Genomic DNA, 16,089 nt, shown 5'->3' with positions numbered 1-16,089 from the left:
TCGCGTTATGGTCTGCCCTGTGTTTCTTCGCAGGAAGGCGCCGGCATGCTGCCCCAGTCCCCACGAGCCCGTTTCCTGGCCGCGCTGTGCCTCGGCGGCCAGCTGCTGGCGCTGCCGGGCCTGTCCGCGGCCGCGAGCTGGCAATTCCAGGTCCGCAACCCCGAGGGGCAGCCGCTGGCCGATGCCGTGGTGGCCGTGGAGATCAAGGGCCCGACCCGCACCACCAGCGCTCGCGCCGAAATCGCCCAGCGGGAGCGCCGCTTCATCCCCAACGTGCTGGTCGTGCAGACGGGCACGGCCGTGTCCTTCCCCAACCAGGACACGGTTCGCCACCACGTCTATTCCTTCTCGCCGGCCAAGCGCTTCGACATCAAGCTCTATGCCGGGACGCCCGCCGAACCCATCGTGTTCGACAAGCCCGGCGTCGCCCCGCTGGGCTGCAACATCCACGACCGCATGAGCGCCTTCGTGGTGGTGGTCGACACCCCCGTCTTCGGCAAGACCGACGAGCAGGGCCTCCTCACCCTGGACATCCCCCCGGGCGAGCACGTCCTCAGGCTGTGGCATCCCTCCCGTCTGCAGCCGCAGCTCGTGGAGCAGAAGTTCAGCGTGGCGGCCGGCCAGGCCAGCGGCCAGTCCAGCCTCGTGCTGACGCCCCAGTGACGCCGCCGTGACGCCGCCGTGATGGGTTCAATGCCGCTGCCCGCCTTCCTCAACCCGCGCCGCATCGAGGGGCGCATCGTGGCGCTGTTCCTCGGCCTGCTGCTGCTCGTGCAGCTCGCGAGCTACGGCTTCATCGGCCACAGCATTGAAGCCAACGCGGAAGCCGCCATCGACGCCAAGCTGGCCACCGCGGGCCGCATGCTGCAGCGGCTGCTGGTGCAGCAGGCCGCGCGCGAGCAGGCCGCCGCCGAGCTGCTGGCCGCCGACTACGGCTTCCGCGACGCCGTCACCGCGGGCCAGACGCCCGAGGGCCAGGAGGACGTCGAGACCCTGCGGTCGGCCCTGGGCAACAACGGCGAGCGCGTCAACGCCTCGCTGGTGGCCTACGCCAACGTCAACGGCCAGCTGGTCGCCGCCACGCGCGACCGGGCCGAGCTCTACCTGCCGCTACTCAAACGCCGGCAGGTCGACCCCGAGCAGCCCACGCTGGTGCTCCTGGACCGCGAGATCATGCAGGTGGTGACGGTGCCGGTGCGTGCGCCCATGACCATCGGCCACGTGCTGATGGGCTTCCGCCTCGACGAGGTGCCGCTGCTGGACCTCAAGCGCCTCATCAACGTGGACGCCATGTTCGTCGTCGGCGAGCGCGGCCGCTGGCAGGACAGCGTGTCGGTGGCGGAGGACGGCGAGCGGGGCCCGGCCTTCTTCGCCGCCATGGCCGATCTGGCGCCCGGCCAGTCGCTGCGACGCGAGTGGGGCGGCCAGCACTGGCGCGTGCGCCTGCTGCCCCTGCCGCAGGAGCTGGCGGGCCGCCGCGAGATCGGCGCCGTGATGTGGGCCTCGTTCGACGAGGAGGTCGCGCCCTACCGCCAGCTGCAGTGGTCCCTGCTGGCATTGACCGCCGCGGGCATCGCCGCCTTCGCGATGGGCAGCGTGTTCACGGCGCGGCGCATCAGCCGGCCCATCGCCGCGCTGACGAAATCGGCCCAGCGCCTGGGGGCCGGCGACTACGACACGCCGGTGGCCTCCGGCTCCGACCTCGGCGAGGTGGCCGAGCTGGCCCGCAGCTTCGAGGCCATGCGCCAGGGCATCCGCGAGCGCGAGGAGCAGGTGCACCGCCTGGCCTACTGGGACCCGCTGACCGGGCTGCCCAATCGCGAGCAGTTCAGCCAGCGCCTGCAGGAGCGGCTGCAGGCGAGCGAGGCGCCCTGCGCCGTGCTGATGCTGGACCTCGACCGGTTCAAGCATGTCAACGACGTGCTCGGCCACCGCATGGGCGATCAGCTGCTGTGCGGGGTCGGCGCGCGCCTGACCGAGCTGTGCCGGGGTTCGCACAGCCTGCTGGCGCGGCTGGGCGGCGACGAGTTCGTGCTGCTGCTGGACGGCGCCGATGAGGACGCCGCGCTGGCCATGGCGCAGCGCATCCAGCGGGACTTCGAGCAACCCCTGCACATCGAGGACCAGACGGTCGACCTGGGCGCCGGCATCGGCATCGTGCTGTACCCGAAGCAGGCCCGGGACGCCGGCGGCCTGCTGAGCCGCGCGGAGCTGGCCATGTATGCCGCCAAGCGACGCCAGAGCGGCAGCCAGCTCTACAGCCCGAGCCTCGACGCCGGCAGCCAGGAGTCCCTCAGCCTCCTGGGCGAGCTGCGCCGCGCCGTCGAGGGCGGGCAGCTGCGGCTGTTCCTCCAGCCCAAGGTGGACCTGCGCAGCGGCCAGGTCATCAGCGCCGAGGCCCTCGTGCGCTGGGAGCACCCGCAGCGCGGCCTGGTGCCGCCGATGCAGTTCATCCCGTTCGCCGAACAGACGGGCTTCATCCGCCAGCTCAGCGCCTGGGTGATCGCTGCCTCGGCCCGCGCCTGCCGCATTGCCCGCGAACGGGGTCAGGTCTTGCGCATCAGCGTCAACCTCTCGACCCGCGACCTGATGGACCAGGACCTGCCGCTGAAGATCCGTGCGGCCATCGAGGCCGAGGGCGTGCCGCCGTCCGCCCTGTGCCTGGAGATCACCGAGAGCGCCATCATGGACGACCCCGCGCGGGCGCTGGGCACGCTGGAGCAGCTCTCGGCCATGGGCTTCAAGCTGAGCATCGACGACTTCGGCACGGGCTACTCCTCGCTGGCCTACCTCAAGCGGCTGCCGGTGGACGAGCTCAAGATCGACAAGAGCTTCGTGATGGCCATGGAGCGCGACCTCGACGATGCCAAGATCGTGCGCTCGACCATCGAGCTGGCGCACAACCTCGGGCTGTCCGTGGTGGCAGAGGGCCTCGAGACGCTGCAGGCCTGGCAGATCCTCGCCCGCCTGGGCTGCGACGAAGGCCAGGGCTACTACATCAGCCGGCCCATGCCCGAGGCAGAGTTCAACGACTGGCTGGCCCAGTGGACGGCCCCGGCGCTCGACGCCGAGGATCCGCCGGACACGCTGCTGGCCGGGCTCGGCTGACCCGACGTGCTCAGGGCGCCACCAGCGGCAGCTCCAGCACGAAGCGGCTGCCCTGCCCGGGCTCGCTGCTGACGCGGATGCGCCCGCCCAGCAGGGTCTCCACGATGTTCAGGCAGATGGACAGGCCGAGCCCGCTGCCGCCCTGCCCGAACTTGGTCGTGAAGAAGGGCTCGAAGACCCGCCTGAGCACGGCCTCGCTCATGCCCACGCCATCGTCGGACAGGCTCAGGTGGACCTGGTCCAGGCCGACAAGCTGGGACTCCAGCAGCAGCCGCCCCTGCTCCCGCCCCTCGAAGGCATGGGTGACCGCGTTGTTGATGAGGATCACCAGCACCTGGCTCAGCGCCCCCGGATAGCCCTGCAGCATCAGCCCCTGAGGCACGGACAGCTGCAGGTGCACGCCGGCGCGGCGCAGCATCAGGCCCAGGCTCTGCTGGCATTGCTGGCACAGCTCCAGCAGCTCGTAGGGCCGGCGCTGTTCGGCGCTGCGGTCCACCGCCACCTGCTTGAAGCTGCGCACCAGGGCCGCCGCCGTGTCCATGCAGCGCTCGATGACCTCGAGGCCCTCGCGCGTGCGTTCGGCATGCAGCTGCCAGTCGCTGCGCCTCAGGGCACCACGCTGGACCTGCGTCTCGAAGTCGCGGGCATCGCTCAGCAGCGCGGACGCCACGAGCAGGCTGTTGCCGATGGGCGTGTTCAGCTCATGCGCCACGCCCGCCACCATGGCGCCCAGCGCGGCCAGCTTCTCCTGGGCCATCACGTGGCGCTGCAGCTCCGACAGGCGCAGGTAGGCGCGGGCGTTGTCCAGCGCGATGGCGGCATAGGCGCAGAGGCTGGCAAAGATCAGCTCCTCGCGATGGCCGTAGGCCGCCACCTTGGGCGTCTGCACCGTCATGACGCCGACGACGCGCTCGCTGATCATCAGGGGCGAGAACATCACGCTGTGCATCTCGCTCGTGCCGGGCACCTGGGACTCCTCGTGCGGCCGCTCGTCGATGCCCAGCACGAAGCCGCGCCGTTCGCGGACGCAGCGGGCACAGTAGCTGTGGACCTCATCCACCGGCACCGGCGGATCGACGAAGGCCTGCGCCTCCTCCACACCGAAGGCGCAGACGAGCTGCGTCCGCGTCTCGTCGAGCAGGTAGATGGCCATGCAGCTGACCGGCAGCAGGGCATGCACATGGCGCTCCAGGGCCTCGAACACGCGCTCGGCCACCAGCTCGGCGGTGATCTCCTGCCCGATGCGGCTCAGGTGGGTGAGCACCTGGTGCGCATCCTCCAGCGCCTGGGCCCGGGCCGACTCGGCCTCGGCCAGCCGGCGCAGGTGCTCGCGCTCGGCGGACATGGCCTCGATCTGCTGGTGCAGATGCAGGGCCGCGGCCCGCTTGGCGGCCTCGTCGCTGAGGCTGTCACGCCGCACGAGCGCGGCCCGGCGGGCATGGGCATAGGCTTCCTCATGGCGCCCTGCGGCCGCCAGCGCCTCGGCGGCCTCCTCCAGCAGCCCGGGCGGCGCCCGGTATCCCTCGATGGCACCGGCGAGCGTCACCGCCTCGGACAGGCCCTCCAGCACGACCGCGGAGGTGGCGCCGGCAGAGCGGGCAATGGCCGTCAGCAGCCACAGCAGCTCCACCCGCATCGTCTGCTGCTGCAGCTGCTGCGCCAGCCCGAGCGCGGCCTGGGCCACGCCGCGCGCGTCGTCCAGCCGATGCAGGCGATGCAGGCTGCGGGCCCGCCCCAGCTCGCCGTCGAGGCGCAGGTCCGTGGACCCGACCTGCAGCGCGCGCGACACGAGCGTCTCGAACAGCGCCAGAGCCTGCGGCGCGTGGTCCGAATCCAGCTCCACCTGCCCGAGGTAGCTCAGGGCCAGCAGGATGGTCCGGCTGACGGGATGGCCGTCGAGCGTGTCGAGGCATTCCTGCAGCAGCTCCCGCGCCGCCGCCACCTGCCCGACCCGCCGCATCGCCTCGCCCGTCTGCGCGAGGCACAGGCCGATGGAGCCGGGCCAGCCGGCCTTGCGGGCCAGCGCCAGGCCCCGCTGCAGCCAGTCGATGGCGCGGGCGTAGTCGGAGGCGGCGGTGAAGGTGAAGCCCAGGTTGGATGCCAGCGCCATGGCCCGGCGCAGCTGGCCGGACGCGAGCGCCTGCTCGAAGCCGAGTTCGAACCAGTTCGCCGACGCCGCGAAATGCGACAGCAGCCCCTCGCGCACACCGAGGTAGTCCGCCAGCGCGGCCGCGCACATGGACGACAGGCCCTCCGCGGATTCGGGCAGGCGCCCCGCCCAGGCCTGGCGGGCCTGCTCGGCGTCCTGCAGCATGTCGGAGCGCGCCATCACGATGCGGAAGTACAGCTGCCGCTCCGGCTCCGCCGCCCGCTCGGCGTGGCGCAACGCCTCCTGCAGCGACTGGCGCAGGGCCTGGGTGTCCCCGCGATCCGCCGCCAGCATGTGGTGCAGCCAGCAGACATCCGCCAGGCCGCAGGCATCGTCCACGGCGGCGAACAGCGCCCGGGCCTGCGCCGCGGCCTGCTCGGCGTCGTCCAGGCGCAGATGCTGCAGGTGGACTTCGGCCAGGATCAGCGTCATGCGGCCCTGCAGCTGCACGCCTTGCTTCCCCGCCAGCGCCAGGCCCGGCAGCGCCTCCAGCACCTGCGTGGCCCACAGCAGGGCCTGGTGGCCGTCCTGCTGACGTTCGGTCCAGGCCCGCCGCGCCAGGGACAGCACCGACAGCGACGCCTCGGCGCCCCCGCCCGCGGGCGTCACGCGACCGGGAAACAGCGCAGGCCTGCGAAGCCAATCCATGGTGTGCCTTCCACCCGACGACAGTCGCAAGGCTATCGCAGGCGTCCCGCCGCTGGGAAGCCCTTGTTGGGGGACGCCCTACGGCCTGCCGGCCGGCTCAGTAGCCCTGGCTGCGCTCCACGCGATGCAGCAGCGGCGCCCCTCGGCGCCAGGCCCGCACATTGGCGGCCACGACCTCGGCCGCGGAGCGCGGGTCCGTCTGGGCCGCCGTGTGCGGCAGCACGGTCACGCGCTCATGCCGCCAGAAAGGGTGCGGCGCGGGCAGCGGCTCCTGCTGGAAGACGTCCAGCACCGCATGCCCCACCTGCCCGCTGTCGAGCGCCGCCAGCAGCGCCGCCTCGTCGAGATGCGCGCCACGCGCCAGGTTGATGAGGCTGGCGCCGCGCTTGAAGGCGGCGAGGCGGCGGGCGTCGAGAAAGCCGCGGGTCTCGTCGGTCAGCGGGAGGAGGTTGATGACCGTGTCCGCCGCAGCCAGGCCTTGGGCCAGCCCGTCGGCGCCATGCAGGCCTTGGCGTCCCTGCAAGGCTTCCGAGGGGCGCGGGCGGCGGCTCCAGCCGGTCACGGCATAGCCCAGGCCGGCCAGCGCACGGCCGACGCGCCCGCCCAGCTCGCCCTGCCCCAGCACCAGCACCTGCCACTCCGCGGCGCGCAGCTGCGGCGGCTGCCGCCACAGCGCCTCGCGCTGCTGGCGCTGGCACTGGAAGAAGCCCCGGTGCAGCGCCAGGGTGGCCCACAGGGCCGTCTGCACCATGGCCTCGTTCATGGCCGGGTCGACCATGCGGCACAGGGGCGGCTCCTGCGGCACGGTGCCGTCGAGCAGCAGCCGGTCGACCCCGGCCCACAGCGACTGGATGAGCCCCAGCGCCGGCAGGCCCTGCAGGCTGCCGGGTGGCGGGTTGGCCACCACGGCGACGTCGATGCGCCCGGCGGCCGCGCCATCGGCGGGCGACTGCAGGATCCACTCCTCGCCCGGCAGCGCCTGCTCCAGGGCCGCCAGCCAGCGCTGCTGCTCGGCCCGTCCCTCGGGCTGGTCCAGGCGCCAGCCCCCGCACAGCAGCAGGGCCATCAGCTGTCCCGGTCCTCCAGGGCCTCGCACAGTGCCGCAAGGCCCACGCGGACGGTGGCGGCGCGCACCGCATGGCGATCCCCCGTGAACAGCTCGTGCCAGACCTTGACCGGCTTGCCGTGGTGATAGAGCGCCAGCCAGACCGTGCCGACAGGCTTGTCCTCGCTGCCGCCGCTCGGGCCGGCAATGCCCGTCACGGCCAGCGTCCATTCCACCGGCGCATGCGCATAAAGGCCGCGGGCCATGCTCTGCGCCACCTCGGCGCTGACGGCGCCGTGCAGCTCCAGCAGACCGGGCGGCACGCCCAGCATCTCGGTCTTGGCCTGGTTGCTGTAGCTCACCACACTGCGCTCGAACCACTGGCTGGAGCCGGCGAGGCTCGTGCAGGCCGCCGCGATCAGGCCACCGGTGCAGGACTCCGCCGTGCCCATGCGTTCGCGCCGCTGGATGAGCGCGAGGGCGATGCGATCGATCAGTTCGGGTTCGTCAGGGCACAGCATGATGGTCATCCTCCGAGGGTGAAGCGCCACAGCGCCAATGCCACGAGCGTACATCCGGCCGCGACCAAATCATCCAGAAGGATGCCCACGCCCTGGCGCCAGCCGATGGGCTCACCGGGGCGGCACTTGAACAGGCCGTCCGCCCATCGCACGGGGCCGGGCTTGGCCGCATCGAAGTAGCGGAACAGGGCAAAGGCGAGCAGCTGCCCGCCGAAGCCCACCGGCATGACCAGGCACAGGATGAGCCAGAAGGCGAGGACCTCGTCCCAGACGATGGCCCCGGGGTCGGCCACGCCCAGGTGCTGGGCGGTGCGCGTGCAGGCCCACACGCCCACCAGCGTCCCGGCGGCGATCAGGGCCAGCCATTGCAGATCGCTCAGCCAGGGCTGCAGCAGCACGAAGCTGAGCCAGGCCCACAGCGTGCCGACGGTGCCTGGCGCCACGGGCGACAGGCCGCTGCCGAAGCCCAGCGCGATCCAGCGGGCAGGGTGGCGCAGCATGAAGCCGGCGGTCGGGCGGCGGGGTGCGGCACGGCGAGCCGCCGCGTCGGGCGGTGCTTCGGCCGGCGCCTCGGCCATGTGCACATCGTCTGGTCGCAGCGGGGCGCCGACGTCGTCCACGGGTTCCGGGGTCAGGTCTTGCGGGAGGCTCATGCTCAGCTCTTGAAATGGTCGAACGACGCGAAGCGCAGGGCCAGCGGGGCGCCATGGGGATCGAGGACCTCGAGGCCAGGCTCGGTGCGGATCCGGCCCACCCGCCGCACCGGCGTGCCCGCGCGGGCGGCGGCGTCCCGCACGGCCTGGTGCTGCTGCGGCGACGCGGTGAAGACCAGCTCGTAGTCGTCGCCCCCTGCCAGCAGGCACTCCTGCTGCAGGGCCAGGTCTTGCCCGGCCAGCACGGCGCTGCGCGGCAGGGCCTCGAAGTCGATCGTCGCCCCGACGCCGGAGGCCCTGAGCACGTGGCCGAGGTCGCCCATCAGCCCGTCCGACACGTCGATGGCGCTGCTGGCGATGCCGCGCAGGGCCTGCCCCAGCGCCACGCGGGGCTGAGGCAGCTCCATGGCGCGGCGCACTTGCGCGAACGCATCGCCCGGCAGGCTCCGCGTGCCGCGGAAGACCTCCAGCGCCAGCCGGGCGTCCCCCAGCGTGCCGCTCACCCACAGCTCGTCGCCGGCCCGAGCGCCGCTGCGCAGCAAGGCCTGACCCTGCGGCGCCTCGCCCATCACGGTGATGCAGACGTTGAGCGGCCCGGCCGTGGTGTCCCCGCCGGCCAGGGCAATGCCGTGGGCATCGGCGAGGGCGAAGAGCCCGCGGGCGAAGCCTTCGAGAAAGCGGGCATCGGCGCGCGGCAGCGACAGCGCCAGGAAGAAGGCACGCGGCGTCGCGCCGCAGGCGGCCAGGTCGCTGAGATTGACGGCCAGGGCCTTGTGCCCGAGACGCTCGGGTTCGACCGTCGACAGGAAGTGCCGGCCCTCGACCAGCATGTCCGTCGACACCAGCCACTGCGAGCCCGGCGTCGGCGACAGCACGGCGCAGTCATCGCCGATGCCCGTCGCCACGCCCGGCGCGGCCGGGCCCTGGCGGTCGAAGAAGCGGCGGATCAGCTCGAATTCACCCAGGCTTGCACTCATGCCGCGATTGTCGCCGGGCCGGCGCCTGCCTCAGCGCAGAAGGTTCGACAGCTCGACCGCGGACTTCACTTCCATCTTGTCGAAGACCCGCGCCCGGTGCACCTCCACCGTGCGCACGCTGATGTGGAGCTGGTCCGCGATGAGCTTGTTGGGCAAGCCCTGCACGATGAGCTGCATCACCTCGCGCTCGCGGTCCGTCAGCTCCTGCACGCGCTGCTGGAGCTGGCGCTCCTGCGTCCGCCGGGCGATGGCCTCGCCGCTCTGCGCCAGCGCCTGCAGCACGCGGTCCACGAGGGCGTTGTCGGAGAAGGGCTTCTCGACGAAGTCGTAGGCCCCGCGCTTGAGCGCGTCCACGGCGCTCGGCACATCGCCATGGCCGGTCAGGAAGATGACGGGCAGGCGTTCCAGCAGGCCCCGCTCGATCAGAAGCTCGAACAGCGCCAGGCCGCTCAGGCCGGGCATGCGGACGTCCAGCAGCACGCAGCTCGGGCAGTTCGGCCACTGCGCGCCGCCTTCGGGCAGGGCGTCCAGGAACTCGAGGAAGGCCTCGGCGCTGGGGAAGCCTTCGAAGAGCTGGCGTCGCGAGCGCAGCAGCCAGCCCAGGGCGTCGCGCACGACCTCCTCGTCATCGACGATGTAGACCATGGGCAGGCTGGCGGACATGGGCAGGCTCCTGTGTTCGGCACCGTGGATGGTAGACCGTCGCCCGGCCGTCAAGCCGCGTGATCCGCCGGCAGGGTGAAGCGGAACACGCAGCCGCGCCGCGCGCCCTCCTCGCCCAGGTTCTCGAAGTCCATCGCGCCGCCGTGCTGCTCGATCACGGTGCGGCACAGGCTGAGGCCAAGGCCCATGCCCTCGCTGCGCGTCGTGAAGAAGGGCGTGAAGAGCTGGCGCGCGACGCCCTCGGGAATGCCCGGCCCGCGGTCCTGCACGGTGATCATGACCCAGCGCCCCTGCACGCTGGCGCCCAGCGTCAGCACCCGTTCGCCCAGCGCCGTCTGCGCCTCCATCGCCTGGATGCCGTTGCGGCTCAGGTTCAGCAGCACCTGCTCGACCATCGTGCGGTCGCAGCGCAGGTCCGGCAGGCCGTCCGGCACGACCACGTCGATGCGGGTGCCGCTCTTGCGTGCCTGCAGGCGGATCAGCGGCAGCACCGCCTCGAAGAGCCGCGGCACGGCGATGCGCTCGCGCGCCTGCTCGCGGCGCCGCACGAAGTCATGCACGCTCTTGATCACGCGGCCGGCCCGCTCGGCCTGCTCGGCGATGCGGGTGACGGCCTGGCGCACCATGTCGGGCGTCTGCGGGTCCTGGGCCTCGAGGCGCAGCAGGTTGAGCGAGGCCGTCGCGTAGCTGGCGATGGCCGACAGCGGCTGGTTCAGCTCATGGCTCAGCAGCGAGGCCATCTCGCCCACCGTCGCCAGGCGTGCCGTGGCCTGCAGACGCTCCTGCTGCTGGCGCGACAGCTCCTCGATGCGGCGCTGCTCGCTGATGTCCAGCGCCGCGCTCATCCAGCCCGTCTGCTGGCCCTGGGCGTCCAGCAGCGGCGCCTCGAAGATCATCACCGGGAAACGCTCGCCGGTGCGCCGCATGAAGACCGTCTCGAAGCCCTGGCGCGGATCCTGGCCGCCTGCGGCGGGCTCGTCCGCCTGCCAGCGGGCGCTGCGCTCGCGATGGCGGCGCCGGTATTCCTCGATGAACTCGGGCGGCCAGTAGGGCGGCGCGCTCTGCTCGCGCTCACCGCCGGTGGCCAGGATCTCCTCGGCGCTGAAGCCGACCATCTGGCAGAAGGCCGGGTTCACGTAGCTCACGCGGCCGTCCATGTCCCGGGCGCGCAGGCCGGTGATCAGCGAGTTCTCCATCGCCTTGCGCAGCGCCAGGGCCTCGGCCAGCGCGCGCTCGGCGAAAGCGCGCCGTCGCACATCGCGCGCCAGCAGCACCACCACCGCGAACAGCGCGAGCGAGAGGCCCAGCACCAGCGAGGTCATCAGGTTGGGGATCAGCTTCGGGCTGCCCGACGCGCTGTCCACCCGCAGCTGCAGCGTCACCCCGGGCAGGTCCAGCACGCGCTCGGCGCGGTAATGGCCAGCGCCCCGCACGAGGCCGGCGCGGGCCAGCCGCGTGCCGTCGCCCTCGACGAAGCTGAACTCGTGCCGCCGCGCCTGCTCGGGCGTCGAGGCCTCGTCCAGCCAGGGCCGCAGGCCGATCGTGGCGACGAGGTAGCCCTCCGTGCGGCCGGCCTGCAGGCGCGGCAGGCACAGGTCGATCACCTCGAGGCCGTCCCCGCCGCCCAGGGGCACGAAGTAGCTGCGGGAGAACTGCGGCGAGCCCTGGCGCACGGCCGCGGTACAGGCCAGCTCGGACTCCAGCTGCAGCTCGGCACGGCCCAGCCGCGCGAAGATCGGACCGCCGAAGGGTGAATCGACCGCCCGCTGCACCTGCCGCCGGGCGTCGCGCCACTCCAGCCGCAGCAGCGGGCGCGAGGTACGCAGCAGCCGGGCGGCCTCGGCCTGCCAGTTCATCGCGACGTCCTCCCACATGAGCGCCTGCACGTCCTGCATCTGGCGCGCGCCGAGCTGCTGCAGCCGGCCCACGAGCTCCAGCGCCAGGGCATCGACCTGGTCCTGCGCCCGCTGGGTCTCGTAGCTGAGCGTCAGGGCCAGCAGCAGGCTCTGCGCCACCAGCAGCAGCGACACGAGGGCGGCCCACAGCAGCCAGCGGCGCCCGCGGCGGGACGGCAGGGCGGCGGCCGCCGGTGCGGTGTCGGGGCGCGAGGCGGGAAGCGGGTCCGGGCTCGCGCTGTCAGGGCGGGAATCACTCATGGGGTCCGCCCAGTATTGCTGCAGGCAGCGCAAATCAGATGCGCAGTTTCGCGTACCCCGGCCGGCGCATTCGGGTTCACACTAGGGCTTGAGACCCGCGGCCGCCTCCCAGGCACGGGCTGGATCACATGCAGATTCGGCATGATGGCGTCAGCTCGCGTCAGGACCCGGCTCCTACAATCGCCGCCCACCCCGGCTTGTCCGGGCAGGCGTCCGGCCCCGTGCCAGGCGTCGGCTCCGGCCCAGAACGACGAGATCTGTCCATGCCCACTGCTGAACAAAAACGCGCCCAGCTCCGCCAAGCCGCCCTGGAGTACCACGAGTTTCCGACCCCGGGCAAGATCGCCGTCACGCCCACCAAGCAGCTGGTCAACCAGCGTGACCTGGCCCTCGCCTACTCGCCGGGCGTGGCCGCGGCCTGCGAGGAGATCGTCGCCGACCCGGCCAACGCCTTCCGCTACACCTCGCGCGGCAACCTCGTCGCCGTGGTCACCAACGGCACCGCCGTGCTGGGCCTGGGGGACATCGGCCCGCTGGCGTCCAAGCCGGTGATGGAAGGCAAGGGCGTGCTGTTCAAGAAGTTCGCCGGCATCGACGTCTTCGACCTGGAGATCCAGGAGCGCGACCTCGACAAGCTCGTCGACGTGATCGCCGCGCTGGAGCCCACCTTCGGCGGCATCAACCTCGAGGACATCAAGGCGCCGGACTGCTTCTACGTCGAGCGCAAGCTGCGCGAGCGCATGCAGATCCCGGTGTTCCACGACGACCAGCACGGCACGGCCATCGTCGTCGGCGCGGCACTGCTCAACGGCCTGAAGGTGCTGGGCAAGGACATCAAGCAGGTCAAGCTCGTGACCTCCGGCGCCGGCGCGGCCGCGCTGGCCTGCCTGAGCCTGCTGCTCAAGCTCGGCCTGCCCCGCGAGAACATCTGGGTGACGGACCTCGCCGGCGTCGTCTACGAGGGCCGCACGGAGCTGATGGACCCGGACAAGGCGCAGTTCGCGCAGAAGACCGAGCAGCGCAGCCTGCGCGAGGTGATCGCCGGGGCCGACGTCTTCCTGGGTCTCTCGGCCGGTGGCGTGCTCAAGGCCGACATGGTGGCCAGCATGGCCGAGCGCCCGCTGATCTTCGCGCTGGCCAACCCGACGCCGGAGATCCTGCCCGAGGAAGTGCAGGCGGTGCGCACCGACGCCGTGATGGCCACCGGCCGCACGGACTACCCGAACCAGGTCAACAACGTCCTGTGCTTCCCCTACATCTTCCGCGGGGCCCTGGACTGCGGCGCGACCACCATCACCGATGAGATGGAGATTGCCGCGGTGCACGCCATCGCCGAGCTGGCCCAGGCCGAGCAGAGCGAGGTGGTGGCCGCAGCCTATGCCGGTGCCAACCTGAGCTTCGGGCCCGAGTACCTGATTCCCAAGCCCTTCGATCCGCGGCTGATGATCAAGATCGCCCCGGCCGTCGCGCAGGCCGCGATGGACTCCGGCGTGGCCCGCCGCCCCATCGTCGACTGGGACGCCTACCGCGAGAAGCTGCAGAGCTTCGTCTATGCCTCGGGCACGACGATGAAGCCCATCTTCCAGATCGCCAAGCGGGCCGGCGCCAACAAGCGCGTGGCCTACGCCGAGGGCGAGGAGGAGCGCGTGCTGCGCGCGGTGCAGGTGGTGGTCGACGAAGGCCTCGCCCGCCCGACACTGATCGGCCGCCCCGCCGTCATCGCCCAGCGCTGCGAGCGCTTCGGCCTGCGCCTGCAGGAGGGCCGCGACTACGACATCGTCAACGTCGAGCAGGACCACCGCTACCGCGACTACTGGCAGACCTACCACCGCCTGACCGAACGCAAGGGCGTGACGGAACAGCTGGCCAAGATCGAGATGCGCCGCCGCCTCACGCTGATCGGCGCCATGCTGCTGCACAAGGGCGAGGTGGACGGCATGCTCTGCGGCACCTGGAGCAACACGGCGATGCACCTGCAGTACATCGACCAGGTCATCGGCAAGCGCCCGGGCGTCAAGACCTACGCCTGCATGAACGGCCTGATCCTGCCGGGCCGTCAGGTCTTCCTGGTGGACACCCACGTCAACTACGACCCGACCGCCGAGCAGCTGGCCGAGATCACCGTGATGGCCGCCGAAGAGCTGCGCCGTTTCGGCATCCGCCCCAAGGCCGCCCTGCTCTCGCACAGCAACTTCGGCTCCAGCAACCATCCCTCGGCGGTGAAGATGCGCGAGGCCCTGACGCTGATCCAGCAGTCCGCCCCCTGGCTGGAGGTGGACGGCGAGATGCACGGGGACACCGCCCTGGACGCCAACTACCGCACCCAGCTGATGCCCCGCACCACGCTGTCGGGCGAGGCCAATCTGCTCGTGATGCCCAACATCGACGCCGCCAACATCAGCTACAACCTGCTGAAGACGACGGCCGGCGGCGGCATCGCCATCGGCCCCGTCCTGCTCGGCGCGGCCAAGCCGGTGCATGTGCTGACGCCCTCGGCCACGGTCCGCCGCATCGTCAACATGACGGCCCTGACCGTCGCGGACGCCAACGCCGCCCGCTGATGGCCCGGCCCGCCGCGCCTCGGTCCGGGAGGACCGGGGCCGGCCCGCGCAGCGCCTTCGGCAGGCGGCAACGCAGGAGTCCAGCGCTGTCCGGCGGCCTCATTTGCACCTTTTTTGTGCAATCCAGTCCCTGGGGTGACGACTCTTAACAAAAGTTTGTGACGGCTCACTGAGCGAGAATCCCGAGCAGGAAGTGTGCATTTAAGCCCTCCATAAGCATTGTGGGCGCACACTCACATTGCCGCATTTCTAGGCATCGGCAAAACCCTCGGCTTGAGATTTCCGGGGGGCTTCGGTACCATCTTGCCTTCAGGATTCAGGGTAAACCCGTGTTTTTGCTCGATCGGTCAGGGGCTGGGCCCGCATGGCGTCCGTGGGGCAGAGCCCTGGCAGCGGCCGTCAGTGCCGTCGCCACAGTGGCTGTCCTTGCGACGGCGCCCACAGCGCACGCCAAGGGAAACGCCAATGAAGGCGCCACCTCGACCGACGCAGCCAGCAGCACGGTGGCCTTGTCGGCCTTGCCGCGCGAAGCCCAGCAGACCCATCAGCTGATTCTTTCCGGGGGACCCTTCCCCTACGAGAAAGACGGGGTGGTGTTCGGCAATCGCGAGAGGCAGCTGCCGAAGAAGGCTCGCGGCTTCTACCACGAATACACCGTCAAGACGCCGGGGGCTCGCAACCGCGGCGCCCGGCGGATCGTGTGCGGCGGCCAGCCCCCCAGCAATCCCGAGGTTTGCTATTACACCGAGGATCATTACGCGAGCTTTCGCAAGATCGTGAAATGAGCAGCGGCGCACCCAGTTCTGTGACCATTCTAGGAGGAACGTGACCATGCTTTTGCAGACCGTCCGTCCCAATATCGTGCAGGCCATACGGGCCTACCGCGTAGAGGACTTGATGCAGGCGGCCCAGGCGGCCGGCCAGCATTTCCTCTATGCCAACCTGACCGAGGCGGAGTCCAAGCAGGAGGTGTTGGAAGGGATTGCACAGTCTTTCCTCTTCCCCGCCCACTTCGGCAAGAACCTCGACGCGCTGTACGACTGCATGACCGACCTGGTCCACAAGTCGGGCGCGCAGCCGGGCTTCGTCGTGGTGCTGGAGCAGTTGCCGGACAACCTGCGCTTCGACCGTGAATCGCGCGAGCAGCTGCTGGATGTCTTCCGCGACGCCGCCGATTACTGGAGCGACCGCAAGATACCCTTCCGGTGTTTCTATTCTTTTCAGTAGCCCGCTCCCAAGAAAACGGGTCATGGGAGCGGGCTACTGAGGTGGCCCCGGTTGCTGAGAAACCTGCAACGAAGAGCAGCAAGGCTGCTGCGAATGCCAATTTCGGCATGAACATGCCAATGATGAGCAGCGCGTTCGATACGGCCATGTGGCTCAGCGCGGCATGAGACCACCCCCTACGGCCTGACGGCCGCCCCCTCGAGGGGGCAATACCGACTGCCCGGCCAAGCCGGATCAGCGGTATTCGCTAGGGGCGAAGCCCACCGGGTTGCACCGGTGGGCTTCTTTGTTTCTGGGGTGGTGTCCATGCGGGGGACACGGAGCACCCCGCTCGGCCCCACAGACGGCGGCATGAGGGACCGCTCAGCAGCGGCTGCCGCC

Annotated in this window: 12 protein-coding genes; 5 read left to right on the top strand and 7 right to left on the bottom strand. The window is 71.0% G+C overall.

All coding sequences use genetic code 11. The features are described from left to right. Window positions 1–45: 45 nt before the first annotated feature. Window positions 46–663, top strand: coding sequence for a methylamine utilization protein (locus tag QRD43_RS04240; RefSeq protein ID WP_285981226.1), 618 nt, complete (start codon window positions 46–48; stop codon window positions 661–663). Window positions 664–693: 30 nt separating this feature from the next. Beyond that, entirely contained in the window at window positions 694–3,108 is a 2,415-nt protein-coding gene (locus QRD43_RS04235) for a putative bifunctional diguanylate cyclase/phosphodiesterase (protein WP_285981225.1), read from the top strand. Between the two features lie 10 nt (window positions 3,109–3,118). On the opposite strand, the gene QRD43_RS04230 is transcribed toward QRD43_RS04235, so the two are convergent. The 7 genes from QRD43_RS04230 to QRD43_RS04200 form a co-directional block, all read right to left on the bottom strand. Continuing rightward, window positions 3,119–5,905 carry a sensor histidine kinase gene (locus QRD43_RS04230; protein WP_285981224.1) on the bottom strand — a complete coding sequence of 929 codons (2,787 nt, stop codon included), beginning with the start codon at window positions 5,903–5,905 and terminating at the stop codon, window positions 3,119–3,121. A gap of 97 nt (window positions 5,906–6,002) precedes the next feature. Next, window positions 6,003–6,971: a 2-hydroxyacid dehydrogenase gene (locus tag QRD43_RS04225; protein WP_285981223.1), complete on the bottom strand. Its 969-nt coding sequence runs from the start codon at window positions 6,969–6,971 to the stop codon at window positions 6,003–6,005. Continuing rightward, window positions 6,971–7,471 carry a CinA family protein gene (locus QRD43_RS04220; protein WP_285981222.1) on the bottom strand — a complete coding sequence of 167 codons (501 nt, stop codon included), beginning with the start codon at window positions 7,469–7,471 and terminating at the stop codon, window positions 6,971–6,973. The genes QRD43_RS04225 and QRD43_RS04220 overlap by 1 nt, the downstream gene beginning before the upstream one ends. Window positions 7,472–7,476: 5 nt before the next feature. Further along, the gene (locus QRD43_RS04215) at window positions 7,477–8,049 is read right to left on the bottom strand and encodes a phosphatidylglycerophosphatase A family protein (protein ID WP_434063825.1); all 573 of its coding nucleotides are present in this window, start codon (window positions 8,047–8,049) and stop codon (window positions 7,477–7,479) included. Between the two features lie 77 nt (window positions 8,050–8,126). Then, a complete protein-coding gene (gene thiL / locus QRD43_RS04210; RefSeq protein WP_285981536.1) occupies window positions 8,127–9,089 on the bottom strand; it encodes a thiamine-phosphate kinase in 963 nt (320 codons plus the stop codon). Window positions 9,090–9,131: 42 nt separating this feature from the next. After that, entirely contained in the window at window positions 9,132–9,764 is a 633-nt protein-coding gene (locus tag QRD43_RS04205; RefSeq protein ID WP_285981221.1) for a response regulator transcription factor, read from the bottom strand. A 50-nt stretch (window positions 9,765–9,814) separates the two neighbouring features. Then, on the bottom strand, window positions 9,815–11,920 hold the full coding sequence (locus tag QRD43_RS04200; protein WP_285981220.1) for a sensor histidine kinase: 2,106 nt from the start codon (window positions 11,918–11,920) through the stop codon (window positions 9,815–9,817). Window positions 11,921–12,183: 263 nt separating this feature from the next. Here QRD43_RS04200 and QRD43_RS04195 point away from each other — a divergent pair, with 263 nt between their 5' ends. The 3 genes from QRD43_RS04195 (at window position 12,184) to QRD43_RS04185 (ending at window position 15,708) form a co-directional block, all read left to right on the top strand. Continuing rightward, window positions 12,184–14,481 (top strand): NADP-dependent malic enzyme, encoded by a 2,298-nt coding sequence (locus tag QRD43_RS04195; protein WP_285981219.1) that lies wholly within the window; start codon window positions 12,184–12,186, stop codon window positions 14,479–14,481. A 416-nt stretch (window positions 14,482–14,897) separates the two neighbouring features. Then, window positions 14,898–15,266 (top strand): guanyl-specific ribonuclease, encoded by a 369-nt coding sequence (locus tag QRD43_RS04190; RefSeq protein WP_434063824.1) that lies wholly within the window; start codon window positions 14,898–14,900, stop codon window positions 15,264–15,266. A gap of 46 nt (window positions 15,267–15,312) precedes the next feature. Then, on the top strand, window positions 15,313–15,708 hold the full coding sequence (locus QRD43_RS04185; RefSeq protein WP_285981218.1) for a barstar family protein: 396 nt from the start codon (window positions 15,313–15,315) through the stop codon (window positions 15,706–15,708). Window positions 15,709–16,089 lie beyond the last annotated feature (381 nt).

Origin of the sequence: Roseateles subflavus, from assembly GCF_030285365.1 — a bacterium.
Taxonomy (GTDB): Bacteria; Pseudomonadota; Gammaproteobacteria; order Burkholderiales; family Burkholderiaceae_C; genus Roseateles_B; species Roseateles_B subflavus.
This window is presented reverse-complemented; position numbering and strand designations above follow the sequence as displayed.